Consider the following 14,125-nt stretch of genomic DNA (forward strand, 5'->3'; position numbering starts at 1 on the left):
TCGCCGACAGCAGTCAGCCCGAGCTTGCCCAAGGTGCCGGTGCTGCCCGAGAGCGTCAATCCCGCCGCCGGCGGCGTCAAGGTGATCGCACCCGCCGTGATCGACGCGGTGACGCCGGTCTGGGTCTGGATCGCCGACAGCAGGTTGCTGACGCTGTCGCCGATGCCGATGTTGGTGCCCGTCGAGGACGTGCCGGTGATGAAGGTGAAGGTGGTGCCGTTGACGACCAGCGTCTCACCGGAGGTGATGCCGGAGGCGAGGTTGTTCGACGCGGTGCCCGCCGTGCCCGACAGCTTGGTCGAGCCGGTGATCGCCACCGCGCTCGAGGTATTGTCGTTGTTCACGACCGAGCCGGTCACAGCCGTCGAGCTGGAGCCGAGCAGGTCTGTGGCGGTCGCGCCGGTCAGAGCCGCCGAGGTCACGCTCGACTTGGTGGAGTAGCCCACCGCGCTCTGCAGAACCTGGTTGGCGATCGACTTGGCGCTGTCGACGAGCTTCTGCAGCGAGGTGATGCCGGTGTTGGCGGCCTGCAGCACCTGCACGCCGTTGCCGATGCCGTCGAGCAGATTGGAGATGTCGGAAGCGCGGTTGTCGAGACCCTGGGCGGTGAAGAAGTTGGTCGGATTGTCGAGCGCCGAGTTGACCTTCTTGCCCGTGGAGAGGTTGTTCTGCGTGGTGGCGAGGAGCTGAGCCGTCGACTGGAGCGAGAGCAGGTTCTGGCGAACCGACGCAGAGAGTACGATACCTGACATTGTCATTCCCTTCTGGATGAACATGAGTAGACATCGCCGCACCGTTCTGTCGGCGATGGCGCAGACTGGTCCGCGGAATCCTACCCGTTCGTTAAATTGACTTCGGAACGGCCGCGCGCAGCCTCCCCCGCCGCCGTTAATCCTAATTGGCCGCTAATCAGTTTGATCAAATGCGTGCAGGCCGCCGCGATTCACGGTAAAATGGCGCACGGATCCGCGTCTGACGGTCGGCGCGCGCTGATACGCGGTGCGACCGTTAAGGCAGTGCTAACTATGAGCTTGCGGAAGAGCGGCCGGTTACGCGGGGGCGCGGTCCGCGCGCGGGAGGACGATCTCGACGCTGGCGGTCCGGCCGCGCGGCTCCTGGAGCTCCAGACGTCCGTTCGAGCGCCTGACGAAATCCTCGACCAGCCGGATCTCCGAGAACACGGGATCGGCTGGACCGGCCTCCGCCGCACTCACCGACGCCGTCAACACGATCTGCACGTCGGAGGAGATGCCGCCGGCGCCTGAGGCGTCCGCACTCATGCGCCTGGCCTGGATGTCGATGCGGCCACCGTGCTCCAGTCGATGTCGGGCCCCGATCGCAAGGCACAGCAATGCCGCCATCAACTGGCCCGGATCAGCGAAGACGGCCGGCACGTCCGCGCCCACCGACGTCGTCACCTCGACCTCGGTGCCCAATGTCGGACGAAGCAGGCGAGCGACGTCGACCAGGAGCTCGTTCAACTCCACCGCACATGGCTGCGGCGGCCGGCCCCTTGCGAACGACAGAAGCTGCGACGTCAATCGAGCGCCCCGGGTCGCGGCCTCGTCGATCAGACGCGCGACGGCCGCCAGTTCAGGCTTGTCCTCGACCGCTTCGGCGAGAATGTCGATGGTCCCCGTGATCACGGTGAGAATGTTGTTGAAGTCGTGCAGCAGGCCACCGGCAACCTGACCCACGATGGCCATCCCTGGGTGGATGTCCGGCGTCGCTGCAGCCGGAATGTCTGCGCCCGGGCTCGGTAGCGACTGATTGGACCGCTGGTAGGTGGAAGAGGCCATGAATCGTGCAATACCTGTTGGGGGGAGGACGGCGGGGCTATCGGGACGCAAACGCACGGACGCCGCTGCGATGTTCAGCTTCGTCTTGATGCTCAGCCTTGGCGCTCAGTCTCACCGCTGACCATCGATCGCGCTCCGGCTGGATGCAGCATCAGTCGGACTCCCGCTCCTGCCAGGACGACAACCTCGTCACGCCAGTCGCAGGACACCGGCCGATGCCTCCACTCGCGACGAGAGTTGCATCCGACAGAAAAAGATCCGTCAACGAATCAGCGCGCTTATTAGCGATTTTGGCCTCAAGATGTCCGCTGTCAATTGCGGCGCTTGCTACGTGGCGTCCGTGCCCATCGGAGCTGCCGCGGCCGGAGCAACGAGACGTTCGCCGCAAGTGTGCTGCGCTGCTTTCACGAGCCGAGGCGGAGGCCGGATGCGTGCCGACTGTATACAACCGCGCGCGATCAGATCAGCACATCGCACACACGTTGACGGCCCAAATCCGCAAAGCGCATTCGCGCCTGTCTGCACGACAACGCACACAGCAGGAACGAATGGCCTTTACTGGGAATATTACCCGTGATTCTTCTTGTCAGCGGATGGGACGCAGTTCTATGGAACCATGAGGGCATTGAGATCTGCGAGGCTCCGATACTGCAATGCAGGAGATAGCTTTGGACCCCAGCTTGCGTTCTCCGAACGGTTTCCTGTCGTCGTTGACCGACGATGATTTCGAGCTGATCCGACCCTATCTGCGGACCGTGGATCTGGTGCAAGACTCCATTCTCGCCGAGGTCGGCGAAAAGCTTTCGCGCATCTACTTTCCTCATCGCGGCGTGATCTCGCTGGTCGTGAACCTCGCGCGCGGAGAGCGCGTTCAGGTGGCGATGATCGGTCGCGATAGCTTCTTCGGAAGCATGTCCCTGCTCGCGGGCGGCGATCCGGTGGTGCTGAACAGCGCGGTGGTCCTCGTTCCCGGTGCTGCATCGGTCGTCGACATCGACAGGGTACGGGCAGCCGCCGAACAGAGCCCCTCGTTTCGCGCGCTGATGTTGCGCCACGCACTCGCCATCTACGTGCAGAGTCAGCAGACCGCCGGTTGCAACGCCGCCCACACCGTCGAGTCGCGTCTTGCCCGTTGCCTGCTGCAGACGCATGACCTTTCAGGCGGCAACAAGCTCTACATCACCCAGGAGTCCCTGGCCCAGATGATCGGCGCCCGGCGCAACAGCGTTTCGCTGGTGGCGAGCACGCTGCAGCAGGCGGACTTCATCCACTATAGCCGCGGCCATATCGAGATCATCGATCTGGAGGGGCTGAAGAAGACGGCGTGTGAGTGCTACGGCGCCGTGAAGGCCCACTACGAGAACCTGGTCCGGCCGCGCAGCCTGCCGTAAGCAGGCTTCGTTCCGGCCGTCGCGCGCCGGCGCCTCGCCGAACGCCCTTGCCTCCGTACAACTACGGCCCATTGCATGATCCCCATCACCGATGCGGACGGAATTAACGCGCTGTTCAACGGGCGCTGATAATTGTCGACGTGCTGACGAGCGCGAGTTCCAAGAAGCGTCGAATTATCTTCGTGCTGATATATCTCGCCCGTGTTCGGCTTTTGACCAGACGCGCGGAGTAATGACATGGCCTTTGATCTGTCGATGCCGATCCTGGTGGTCGATGACTACGCCACTATGATCCGGATCATCCGCAACCTGCTGAAGCAGCTCGGATTCGAGAACGTCGACGACGCCAGCGACGGATCGGCCGCGCTCTCCAAGATGCAGGCGAAGAAGTATGGCCTCGTGATCTCCGACTGGAACATGGAGCCGATGACCGGCTACGACCTGCTGCGCGAGGTGCGCGCCAGCCCGGAACTGTCGAAGACGCCGTTCATCATGATCACGGCCGAGTCGAAGACCGAGAACGTCATCGCCGCCAAGAAGGCCGGCGTGAGCAACTACATCGTCAAGCCGTTCAATGCCGCGACGCTCAAGACCAAGATGGAAGCCGTGTTCGGTCCGGCCGAATAGCCGAGCTCCCGGGGAATGCCCTGCGCGGCGGCCGGACCGGTGTCCGGCCGCTTTCTCTTTGGCGGACGAACTCCGCGCGGTTGACGACGGCAGGACGCACACATCGCCGCACCCTCCCCGTAGTCGTACGGAAACCAAAATTTACGAGGGGGTCAGAGCCGGCCGGTAGACATGATCCTGCTTGCCGATGACCGTGTCAGGGCGGCAACGGGACAGGGAATTCATGCGCAACGAACTCCTCGTGATCGAAGATGCCGCCGTGCATGTTTCAATCTTGCGAAAGATTGCAGCACAGGCCGGCTTCAACGCGACGGACGTGAGCTCGGTCGACGCAGCCTCGATCGTCCTGCAGAAGAGGAGCTTGGACTGCATCATGCCGGACCTCTCGCTGGGCAACCGCTCCGGCACCGAGGTTCTCGAGCTCAATATAGGTCCCCCCTTCTCGAAGCCGATCGACCTGATGCGGCCCCGGCAAACTCTGAAGCAGATCGCGCAGCAGACCGATCGCCGGCGGCTGGTCAGACCGGCGGGCTGGTAGCAGGCGATGAGCAAAAAGAAGCGCTTTCTGGGAGCGCCTGCAGCGATCGCGCTGATCCTCGTCTGCGTCATTGCCGGCAGCAACCTCTTCTTCCTCACCAATCTGCGCGAGAACGCGCTTCAGCACGCCGAGGAAGATCTCAGCCGCCATAGCCTCACGCTTGCCGAGAACGCCGACCGTTCGGTGAAGTCCGTCGACCTCGTGCTCACGAGCGTGCGCGACTACCTGGTGCGCGGCGGCGCCATCGACGCTGCGGCGTATCGCAAGGTCGCGTCAGACCATCAGACCCACCTCCTGCTCAAGGAAAAGATCGCGGGACTGCCGCAGATCGATGCGGTGACGCTGATCGACGCGCAAGGCAGGCTCCTGAACTTCTCGCGCTACTGGCCGATCCCGGACGTCAACATCGCCGACCGCGACTACTTCAAGGCGCTGAAGGCCGACCCTGCACCGCACACGTTCCTCAGCACGCCGGTTCAGAATCGCGGCGACGGCACCTGGAACATCTATTTTGCCCGCCGGCTCGACGATCCCAATGGCGAGTTCATGGGCATGATGCTCGGCGCCATGTCGGTGCCCTATCTGGAGAACTTCTTCGGCTCCACCGCGCAGGGTCTCGATGCGGCGGTGTCGCTGATCCGCGAGGACGGGACGCTGCTCGCGCATTTTCCGCCCACGAGCGAGATCGGCAGGCCGACCTCCGGCTTCGGTCAGCGCGCGCTGTCGGCCGGCGGCGTGCTGCGCGAGCCCTCCGCACGAACCGGCGAGATGCGCCTGCGGGCGGCAAAGATGCTGCCCAATTATCCCGCGATGATCGTGGTGTCGGTATTCGAGCACGACGTCCTGAAGGCCTGGCGCGACATGGCGACGCTTCTGGTCATCGTGTCGCTGGTGAGCGCGATGGCCGTGCTCGCGGCCGCGGTCCTGATCTCCCGCTGGTGGGAACGCCACGAGCACCTGATCGAGGCCGCGGAGGCCGCGAACGCGGCGAAGTCCACTTTCGTCGCGATGATGAGCCACGAGATCCGCACGCCGATGAACGCGGTGCTCGGCCTCGCCACGACGCTGCTGGAAACCAATCTCGATCCCGAGCAGCGCCGTTCGGTGGTGGCGATCCACAATGCCGGCGACAATCTGCTCGAGATCCTCAACGACATTCTCGACTTCTCCAAGCTCGAATCCGGCCAGCTCTCGCTCGAGGACATCGCGTTCTCCGCCGAGGCCCTGGTCCACAACACGCTCAGCATCATCGGGCCGCGGGCTTCCGCCAAGGACCTGAAGCTGAGGAGCGTCGGCGACCCATCCGTGCCGCCGGCGCTGGTCGGCGACGCCGGCCGCATTCGCCAGATCCTGCTCAACCTGGTTTCCAACGCGGTCAAGTTCACCTCGTCCGGCGAGGTCGTCGTCACGACGCGCTGCATCGAGAAGGATGACGAGAAGGCGACCGTGGAATGGACGGTGACCGACACCGGCATCGGCATTGCCGCCGACAAGATCGGCTCGCTGTTCACGAACTTCGTCCAGGCCGACAATTCGATCAGCCGCCGGTTCGGGGGCTCCGGACTCGGACTCGCGATCTGCAAGCGACTGATCGAGCAGATGGGGGGTGACATCAGGGTCACCTCGACGCTGGGCAGCGGATCCACCTTCTCGTTCCGCCTGACGCTGCCGATTGCCGAGACCATCGCGGTGCCAGAGCAGAACGACGACGGCATCTACACCTCGCTGCAGAACCGGATCGCAGCGTTCGGCCGGCCGCTGCGCGTCCTCGTGGTGGACGACAATCCGACCAACCGCTTGGTCGCGACCAAGATGCTCAAGGATTTCGACATCCAGACCGACACGGCCTGCGACGGCGCCGAGGCCGTCACCGCCGCCAGCCGCTTCAACTACGACCTCATCCTGATGGACGTCCGCATGCCGGAGATGGACGGCTTCCAGGCGACCCGGACCATTCGCGCGCGAGGCGAGCGCCGCTCCAACGTGCCGATCATCGCCTTCACGGCGAACGCCTTCATGGAGGATATCCGAGCCTGCCGGGAAGCCGGGATGAACGATTTCGTCGTCAAGCCCGCCCGCAAGAAGGCGCTCGTGGAGGCCATCCTGCGCGTGCTGCCCCTGCCCTTTCCGGTGCTGGACACCGCGGCGTCAGACGCCCCGCTGGTGCCGGCTCAGGCGGATGCCGCGGCCCCCGACATTGGCGCCGACACCGAAATTGCTCCCGAAGCTGCGCTGGACCGCGAAGCCTACGCCGAGCTGGTCGGCGAGATCGGAGACGAGGCGGCGCAGGAGATCCGCGACGTGTTCTTCAGCGAGACGGATGCGCGGCTGAAGCAGCTCCGCCAGCTGACGCTCGACGGCGAGCGCATCAAGATCGGCCGCGAGGCGCATTCGCTGAAGAGCGCAGCCGGAACCTTCGGGTACCGCCGGCTTGCAACCTACGCGCTGGCGCTGGAGAAGAGCGCACCACGCCTGTCCGCCAAGGAGTATGCCGAGCTGCTCGACAACATCGAGGCCGCCTACGCCGCCGCCCGCGCCCAGGAGCTGCAATATTGACGCGGGGAGGCCGCAGGCCTCCCTGGCGCATGCCGATCCGCGCGACGTCCCCGCACGGTGCACCGCGGCGACGAGGACGGGCTCCGACGATCGAGATGGCAAACGAGACGTTCACGAACGCGGATTCGCCGAACCTGACCTTCATAATCCCTTACAATGGGTTGACGCCGTACTTCTACGGCTCACGATTTTCACAATCAACTAATCATGAGCTGCGAGACTCGGGGTCACATAGGAGATGTGTCCCATGTTTACTTTTGAAACCGCCGACCAGAAGGAAGTCAGGCGTTTCCGAATTGCGCAGTTCAACGGCCGGACCGCGACCGTGAAATCCGGCGGATCGACGATCACCGGCCACGTCCGTTCAGTCATGGAAAAGGAAGCGAGCGTACCGCCGCGCTGGACCATTACGATCGTGCCGACACCGCCCAAGGCGCAAGCGCCGCTGCGCCCGACCTCCCGGGTTCGTCCCTTCGCCGAGGATTATTTCTGACAGCACGGACATCCGCGTCCGCAATCAGCGCGTTCGACCGAGCCGGTCGGACGCCGATTGTCGTTGTCTGCATCGCAGGGCCCACCTCGAAGGCACGAGCGCGGCATTCGCGCTCGTTCGCCGTCATCCGATCTGATTGAGGAGTGCTGCGCGGACGAGTTCGGCGGTATTGCGCGCGCCAACCTTGCGCATGGCTTCGGCGCGATGGCTCTCGAAGGTGCGGGGGCTGATGCCCATGCGCAAGGCGCCCTCCTTGTTCGAGTGCCCCTCACTGATCAGCTTGAGGACCTCGTATTCGCGCGGGGTCAGCGACTTGGTGGCCCGGCCGGGTGGCCGCCCGGGCACCGCGCCCTCCTCGGGAGCCGGCACCGCCCGTGACAGCGGTCCGAACTGCCCGTGCGCGCCGGACATCTGGTTGACCAGGGCGCAGATCCGCTCGGTCTGCAGCAACGCGTTGTCGACGACGAGCTGGACATGCCGGCGCTCGCCGGGCGTCCTGGCAATCTCGTCGCTGCGCTGCTTGATTTCCTCCATGTAGAGCATCAGGGCGGTGAGCGAACCGTTCAGCTGACGCGCCAGAACGAGCTTGCCCTGGTCGTCATGACGTCCCATCGCAATCGGCGCAGACGTGCCGGAACGGGTCGCCAGGAGATCCGGGTCGTTAACCCCTTGGCCGCCCGGAGCAGGTGCGGCGTGAGCGTCGGAAAGGCTGTTGTTCAGCTGTGCCATGCCTCATTGTGACGCGACGGCAACTTTAACATGGTTAATTATGCTGTCCGTAGCAATACGGGATTGTTCCGGCAACTCGCGCAACCGTCGATCATTTCCCCAAAAAGTTGCAAGCTGCAATGGTTAAGCCGGGGCGTGATGCCACCCTTCAAGGAGACGTCCGCGGCGCGTGCGGCGGCGGCTGTCCACGATGCCGCGCATTACTACGATTGTTTACTGACATTAATTTCGCACCAACTGTTTCGTGCTTCCATGCGTTCCGTGCCCGTCCGTGGAGACGAGCGACCTTGAGATATAGCTGACAGCCTGACGCCAATGGGACCGGTCGACCGGATCTGGGAATTCCTGCAGCGGTTGTCACCGCTGACACGAAGCTGTCTGCTCAGCGAGCTCGAACGGCTGGAGCTGAGCGGCGTCGACATGCCGGGATCCGCCGACCTCCAGGCCCGGCTGCGCGCCGAGATCCGCAACAACAATGGCGCCGGCGGCCACCGCACCATCAATCCTTCGCGCTACTTCTTCATGCCGGTCGAGCAGCTTCTCATCGACGGTTCGCCGGAGCATGCCAATGAGGGCCGCATTGCCCGCGGCTCCCTCACGCCGATCTGGGAATGGATCTCGCGCGATCTGCTGCCGACCATGGCGCGCGACTATAATGCACAGATGAAGGACCTGATCGCGGCGGACAAGCAGCGCGAGATCCGCCAGACGGCGAGCGCGTTCCAGACCAAGGTGACGAAGTCGCTGGAAGGCACGTTGGCGCGCGCCGAGGGCATCGAGCAGGTCCGCAGCAAGCTGAAGGCCTATACGGCCTCGCCGTCGGTGTTCGACGATGTCGTCAAGCTGATGAAGGCGCTGCGCGCCCGCGAGGAACTCGCGAAGTTCGCCGATTCGCTGCCGGACCGGATCGCGGAGTTCGACGATCCGCAGGTGAAGAAGATGGTGCTGCTGCTCGATGCCCTGCGCAAGAGGCAGCCGGAAGCCGTGCCCTTTGCGTTGACGCTCGTCGCCAAGCGTCTGAAGGAGCCGTGGCAGGTGATGCGGCTGGCGACGAAGGCGGCGCGCTCGAAGAACATTGCCGACGTCATCGCGGCACCCTACGCGATGACCGTGCCGATGGTGCTCGACCAGTTGGAGGACAAGCGGCTCGCGCTCCGGATCGCGTTGAAGAACAACCGCGTCGTGACCGCCAAGGAAATCCTGACCAGCATCTATGACATCGAATATGCGATCCAGGTCCGCATCGATCGCATCGAGGACTCGGACTGGGGTACGCGCCTGAGCACCATCATGGCCAATACCGACAGAATGGTGCAGGCCGAGGTCAAGCGCTTCCCCGAAGAGGTCGGACACGTGCTCGGCTCGAACAGGCTGCGCAGCCATCGCTCGTTCGGCGGCCGCCTCACCTATTTCGCCTGGAAGGGCCGCGACGCGATCAAGACGGTGCTGCGGTCTGCAACCGGTTGACGGCGGCGCGTCGAGACGGCCTTCCGGCCATCCTATCCCTGGGCCATGCGTTCGCGCGCCGACTTGAAGCCCGCCACGAAGCGCGCCAGCGTGTCCGAGGTCTTGCCGCGCGGCAGCATCACTTCGATCAGCGAGAAGCGTCCGCGCCGATGCACTGCGCGCTCCAGCGCGGCGACGAGCTCGCTGCGGGTGGCGACGCGCTCGCCGGTGCCGCCGATGGAATTGGCGATGTCGGCATAGTGCCAGTCGTCGAGATCGTTGAACCGCGATTCCGGCTGGAACACACGCAGCATCTCCCAGCTGCAATTGTTGAACAGCACGACGATCGGATCGAGCCCGTAGCGGCGGCAGTTGCCGAGCTCCCATCCGGTCATCTGGAACGCGCCGTCGCCGACCAGGATCAGCGGACGAAGTCCGGTCGCGGCCACGCCGATGCCCGCCGGCACGCCGAAGCCCATCCCCGCGTAGTAGCCCGGCGCGGCCAGCGCGGTATTGTCGATCTCCATCGCGGTGAACAGGCAATCGCCGATATCGGAGGTCATCGGCATCCGGCCGTGGCGGTCGAACATGTCGTTGACCGCGGTCGCGATGTCCGAAGGCGCAATCGGCGCGCCATCGGCAGCGAGGCCGCGCGGATAGGCCGAGCGCTGCCGCGGCAGGCCGGGAGCTGCGGCCCGGGGTGCCGCGCGCTCGTCGAGCGCATCGATCAGATCGCCGAGCGGCATGTCGCGATAGGCGTGATGACCGATCTGCACCTCACGGCTGGCGGCCAGGATCATGCGGCGCGGGTCTGGCGCCCGGTTCGACAACGCGAAATTGGTATCCGACAGGATGACGCCCAGCATCAGCACGAGATCGGCATTCTCGACCAGCTCCGTGATCGCCGGATTGCCCGCGGCGCCGAGATAGGTGCCGGCGACGACATCGTCGGCCCTGTCGAGCAGGCCGCGGCCCATGAAGGTCGTCACCAGCGGGAGACCCAGCTTGCGCGCCAGCGCGGCGATCCTGTCCTCGACACCGTAGCGGCGGATTTCGACGTCGACGACGATCACGGGACGCTCTGCCTGCGCGATGCGGGCGAGGATCTCCTCGACGCATTCGTCGAGCGCCTCGCGGCTGGCCCGCCGCGGCGGCAGCGGCACCACCGGCTCGACCTCGGCATCGACCATGTCGCGCGGAAATTCGAGATACACCGGCAGCGACATCTCCTTCGCGCTGCGCAGCACGCGCGCAATCTGGGCCGGGGCGGTGGCCGGATCGCTCAGCACCGCCTGATCGCAGGTGATCTCCTTGAACACCGCGAGCTGCGTGTCGACGGTGCGGGCCTGGTGGTGCAGCAGAAAGCCGGAGACGCGCTCACGCGCGCCGGGCGCGCCCGCGATCACCACGACGGGCGAGCGTTCGGCATAGGCGCCGGCGACCGCGTTCACGACGTTGAAGGCGCCGGCGCCGTAGGTGACGACGGCGACGCCGAGGCCGCCATGATAGCGCGCGGCCGCATCCGCGGCGAAGCCGACCGCCGGCTCATGGCTCAGCGTGACGCTCGGCAGGATGTTGCTCTCCTCGATGACCTTGAACAGCGGCAGCACGAAGTCGCCGGGAATGCCGAAGATCTCGCGGGCGCCATGGTCCTTCAGGGCGGCGAGCAGCGCATGGGCAAGAGCAGGCATCCGGATCCCCTGAGCGTGGCGTAAGGTTCAGCCGGTGCTACACGATGAGGGGCGGACTGCCAACCGGCGGCCGTTCGATCTGCGAGCCGCGCCGTCTGGATCGCCCCGTCCAAACATCATGCTCGAGCGGCAAGGCCGGAGCTCACCCGCGCCACATCAGTTTGCCGTCAGCACCAGGGCGTGGGCGGATGGTGCGCCGCCATGCGGGACGGCCAGCGTAACCGTGAACAGGATGGCGACGACCATGATCATGCAGAGCTTCATCATGACCGTCCTGCGATCGGTGATCGGCAGGAACAGGAAGAACAGCAGCATCGCCGCCAGCGCGAGTTCGAAAACGTAAGACATGGATGACCTCCTCCGTTGCCAGGAGGATGGCGCATGCCGGAAGCCCAGACTGTGCGTGCCGTCACACCGGTCCCATAGACCACGCGAGCGAGTATCCCGGCCGCCGCAGCGGGACCATGCAACCCAATCGATTGCCACCTCTCAGCCGTCGAACAGCGCGGCTTCGGTGAAGGCGAGATCGCCGAGACGCGGCGGATGCGGACCTTTGGCATATTTGCGTCCGCGCTTGTCCGAGTACCAGCCGGCCAGCCCTGCGATGGGCCCATTGGCATCGAGCCGCACCAGCAGGCCGCCGCGCCGCAGCAGCAGCCAGCCGATGTTGCCGGCCAGCCGCACGAGGTCAGCGACATCCCGGCAATACAGCAGGCGATACACCGGCAGCGCATTCATCACCCGGTGCTTCTGAAACACGAACGGATACGCCGCATCGGCCTCGCGCGCGACGAGACCGAGACACCCCCATTGCGCATGCTGCCGCAACAGATCCGCCTCATCGGGAGAGAGCCCGTGCACATCGTCCTCGGAGAATTCTTCGATACGGACATCCGAGCGCGGTCGCGACAGGGCCAGCGCGGCGTAGACCTGTCCCTTGCAGTAGACCGAAAAGCCCTGAGCCTCGACCTGTGGCCAAGTGTGCGGGGCCGGCGTGATGTTGAAATAGGTCACCGTCTTGTCGCGCGTCGCCGCGCGCACCAGCATCGAGCTGAAGGCACGGAACGCCGGCTCGACATACCAGCTCGAGACATTGGCCCTGACGATCGGCTCACCGCCGATGTGGAGCTCGGAGAACAGCAGCAGGATCACGCCGGCAGGCACCCCGGCTTGGTCGAGACAATAGCCGAATGCCGGATAGCCGGCCGGCCGCGGGCGCGCCGCGTGGCGTTCGAGTCCGCGCAACCAATAGGCCTCGCTGCGAAAGGCGAATCCGCGCGTCAGCAGTGCGGCGACCGCCGGCAGATCCGCCGCGCCGATCTCTCGGATGCGAACGCCGGTCACGGCCTGCGCGGGAGCCGGCCTGTCATTTGCAATCTCAGCCTTTTTGATTGGCTGCATTCCAGCATCACCCGAGAGAGATCCGGCGCGCCACCCATGGCGCGGCGGGATCGTCATGACGGCAATTATCGTAAAAAGCTTTGGCGGCAGTGAACCACGTCGTGCTGGCCTTACTTTTCAGTTAATGGAACATGCGAGCCACACCCGACAGGCTTCGATCAGCGCCGACATGATCTTCGCGATCCGAGCCGCCGCTCACGGCCGCGGCACGCGAAACATGTAGGTTTCATCGGCATTGAGGCCGTCGACGAAGAAACGTCCGGGCTTTGCCTCGATCCGGCGCCGCAGCCCATCCCAGCCCCAGACCTCGAGGCTGCGCGTCCCTGCGGGCAGCTCGAGCTCGACCGCGCGGCCCGGCCGCTCGGTCCAGCCGGCAATGTTCTGCCACACGATCAAATCGGCATCCGATCCGCGCAGCGTGTACAGCGCCAGCCGCCGGTCGATGGACACGATCCTCATGTGACCGGCGAGCTGCAGCACCGTCTTCACCACGAGGCTGCGCGCCTCCGGGGTCCAGGGATCCTTGCCCGTCGCCATCGCATAGGCCAGGCCGTCGACATCGGGCGTGTCGCCGAGATTCCAAGGAAACGCCAGCATGGACACCGGCATGCTGCCATCCTTGCCGACCACCGCAAGCTGGTCCCAGATCGCATTGAGAAACAATCTGGCCGCGTCCGTATCGCTGTCCCACGCGCCGGCGCGCGCGACGTTGAACTCGGTTGCGTAGAAGTTGATGTCGCGGCTCAGCCCCATCGCCTGCTTGATACGGTCGAAGCAGGTCTGCACCGAGAACTCGCGGCCGCGGGTCATCGGATACCATTTATCATTGTAGTAGGTATGCAGGTCGATGCCGTCGAGACGGCCGTCCTCGAGCAGATCGGCGATCGCCGGACCGTAGCCGCGCAACGTCGCATCGCCATGCGAGTTGCAGGTGGCAAAGCCGCCGGGAACGACCCGCAGCTTGGGGTCGACGCTGTGAACACCGTCGGCAAGCCCGGCCAGCGCGTCGTGATAGTCCTGGCGAGGGATCGTGGCCTGCACATCGGGCTCGTTGATGGCGGTGAAGACGGTAGCACCCCAATCGGGAATACCGTTTTCGCGGCCCCATTCGCCGCCGGGGCGGAAACGTCTCGCCATCGCCTGCCCAGCCGCGAACCAGTCCTGATAGGACCCGATCGGCTGCGGCGGAGTCAGGCTCTGATAGCTGCCTTCATACTCCAGCAGGATCAGCGGCATGATACCGTTCTTGTGCGCCTCCAGCATAGCGGCATCGAAATCGTGCGGCGTCGGTACCCGCGCCAACGTCCGCCAGCCGTAGGAATCCATTCGGCCCATCCTGGCACCGACACCGTGCAGTGCCTGATAGATCTGCGCGCTCTTGCCGGCCAGATGCGTGACCAAATTGCCGCCGCCGATGCGCTCGTCGATCCGCAGCGCCGAGGCGTTCGTTCCGC

At 64.9% G+C, this 14,125-nt stretch carries 12 protein-coding genes and 1 pseudogene; 6 read left to right on the top strand and 7 right to left on the bottom strand.

Features of this window, described 5'->3' with window-relative positions:
• Positions 1-752, bottom strand: a pseudogene (locus tag QW861_RS26990) (flagellar protein); the annotation flags it as partial.
• A gap of 297 nt (positions 753-1,049) precedes the next feature.
• Entirely contained in the window at positions 1,050-1,799 is a 750-nt protein-coding gene (locus tag QW861_RS26995; protein ID WP_409998631.1) for a histidine kinase dimerization/phospho-acceptor domain-containing protein, read from the bottom strand.
• A gap of 668 nt (positions 1,800-2,467) precedes the next feature.
• Between QW861_RS26995 and QW861_RS27000 the strand changes: the two genes are divergently transcribed.
• The 5 genes from QW861_RS27000 to QW861_RS27020 all read left to right on the top strand — a co-directional run bounded on the left by QW861_RS27000 (position 2,468) and on the right by QW861_RS27020 (position 7,404).
• Positions 2,468-3,190 carry a Crp/Fnr family transcriptional regulator gene (locus tag QW861_RS27000; protein WP_315715994.1) on the top strand — a complete coding sequence of 241 codons (723 nt, stop codon included), beginning with the start codon at positions 2,468-2,470 and terminating at the stop codon, positions 3,188-3,190.
• Positions 3,191-3,427: 237 nt separating this feature from the next.
• Positions 3,428-3,817, top strand: coding sequence for a response regulator (locus tag QW861_RS27005; protein WP_008968243.1), 390 nt, complete (start codon positions 3,428-3,430; stop codon positions 3,815-3,817).
• Between the two features lie 223 nt (positions 3,818-4,040).
• The gene (locus tag QW861_RS27010) at positions 4,041-4,355 is read left to right on the top strand and encodes a response regulator (protein ID WP_315750846.1); all 315 of its coding nucleotides are present in this window, start codon (positions 4,041-4,043) and stop codon (positions 4,353-4,355) included.
• A gap of 6 nt (positions 4,356-4,361) precedes the next feature.
• Positions 4,362-6,911, top strand: a complete 2,550-nt coding sequence (locus tag QW861_RS27015) for a hybrid sensor histidine kinase/response regulator (RefSeq protein ID WP_316172912.1) — start codon at positions 4,362-4,364, stop codon at positions 6,909-6,911.
• Between the two features lie 247 nt (positions 6,912-7,158).
• Complete coding sequence (locus QW861_RS27020; RefSeq protein WP_006614403.1) at positions 7,159-7,404, top strand: hypothetical protein; 246 nt, start codon at positions 7,159-7,161, stop codon at positions 7,402-7,404.
• A 123-nt stretch (positions 7,405-7,527) separates the two neighbouring features.
• Here the strand turns inward: QW861_RS27020 and QW861_RS27025 are convergent, their stop codons facing one another.
• Positions 7,528-8,133, bottom strand: a complete 606-nt coding sequence (locus tag QW861_RS27025; RefSeq protein ID WP_315750709.1) for a helix-turn-helix transcriptional regulator — start codon at positions 8,131-8,133, stop codon at positions 7,528-7,530.
• Between the two features lie 315 nt (positions 8,134-8,448).
• Between QW861_RS27025 and QW861_RS27030 the strand changes: the two genes are divergently transcribed.
• A complete protein-coding gene (locus QW861_RS27030) occupies positions 8,449-9,600 on the top strand; it encodes a hypothetical protein (RefSeq protein ID WP_315750707.1) in 1,152 nt (383 codons plus the stop codon).
• 32 nt (positions 9,601-9,632) lie between these two features.
• On the opposite strand, the gene ipdC is transcribed toward QW861_RS27030, so the two are convergent.
• From ipdC to QW861_RS27050, 4 genes are all read right to left on the bottom strand, one after another.
• Complete coding sequence (ipdC, locus tag QW861_RS27035) at positions 9,633-11,270, bottom strand: indolepyruvate/phenylpyruvate decarboxylase (protein WP_315715990.1); 1,638 nt, start codon at positions 11,268-11,270, stop codon at positions 9,633-9,635.
• Between the two features lie 156 nt (positions 11,271-11,426).
• Positions 11,427-11,618, bottom strand: a complete 192-nt coding sequence (locus tag QW861_RS27040; protein WP_315715989.1) for a hypothetical protein — start codon at positions 11,616-11,618, stop codon at positions 11,427-11,429.
• Positions 11,619-11,759: 141 nt separating this feature from the next.
• Entirely contained in the window at positions 11,760-12,671 is a 912-nt protein-coding gene (locus tag QW861_RS27045) for an acyl-CoA acyltransferase (RefSeq protein WP_315750705.1), read from the bottom strand.
• Positions 12,672-12,866: 195 nt separating this feature from the next.
• On the bottom strand, positions 12,867-14,087 hold the full coding sequence (locus QW861_RS27050; RefSeq protein ID WP_315750845.1) for a hypothetical protein: 1,221 nt from the start codon (positions 14,085-14,087) through the stop codon (positions 12,867-12,869).
• Between the last annotated feature and the right edge of the window lie 38 nt (positions 14,088-14,125).

Origin of the sequence: Bradyrhizobium sp. SZCCHNRI1029 (assembly GCF_032487555.1) — a bacterium.
GTDB lineage: Bacteria > Pseudomonadota > Alphaproteobacteria > Rhizobiales > Xanthobacteraceae > Bradyrhizobium.

Bases quoted from the DNA above. Each gene is read 5' to 3' on its own strand.
- QW861_RS27010 (WP_315750846.1), top strand. From the start codon at position 4,041: ATGCGCAACGAACTCCTCGTGATCGAAGATGCCGCCGTGCATGTTTCA.
- QW861_RS27015 (WP_316172912.1), top strand. From the start codon at position 4,362: ATGAGCAAAAAGAAGCGCTTTCTGGGAGCGCCTGCAGCGATCGCGCTG.
- ipdC (WP_315715990.1), bottom strand. From the start codon at position 11,270: ATGCCTGCTCTTGCCCATGCGCTGCTCGCCGCCCTGAAGGACCATGGC.
- QW861_RS26995 (WP_409998631.1), bottom strand. From the start codon at position 1,799: ATGGCCTCTTCCACCTACCAGCGGTCCAATCAGTCGCTACCGAGCCCG.
- QW861_RS27030 (WP_315750707.1), top strand. From the start codon at position 8,449: ATGGGACCGGTCGACCGGATCTGGGAATTCCTGCAGCGGTTGTCACCG.
- QW861_RS27020 (WP_006614403.1), top strand. From the start codon at position 7,159: ATGTTTACTTTTGAAACCGCCGACCAGAAGGAAGTCAGGCGTTTCCGA.
- QW861_RS27045 (WP_315750705.1), bottom strand. From the start codon at position 12,671: ATGCAGCCAATCAAAAAGGCTGAGATTGCAAATGACAGGCCGGCTCCC.
- QW861_RS27040 (WP_315715989.1), bottom strand. From the start codon at position 11,618: ATGTCTTACGTTTTCGAACTCGCGCTGGCGGCGATGCTGCTGTTCTTC.
- QW861_RS27005 (WP_008968243.1), top strand. From the start codon at position 3,428: ATGGCCTTTGATCTGTCGATGCCGATCCTGGTGGTCGATGACTACGCC.
- QW861_RS27025 (WP_315750709.1), bottom strand. From the start codon at position 8,133: ATGGCACAGCTGAACAACAGCCTTTCCGACGCTCACGCCGCACCTGCT.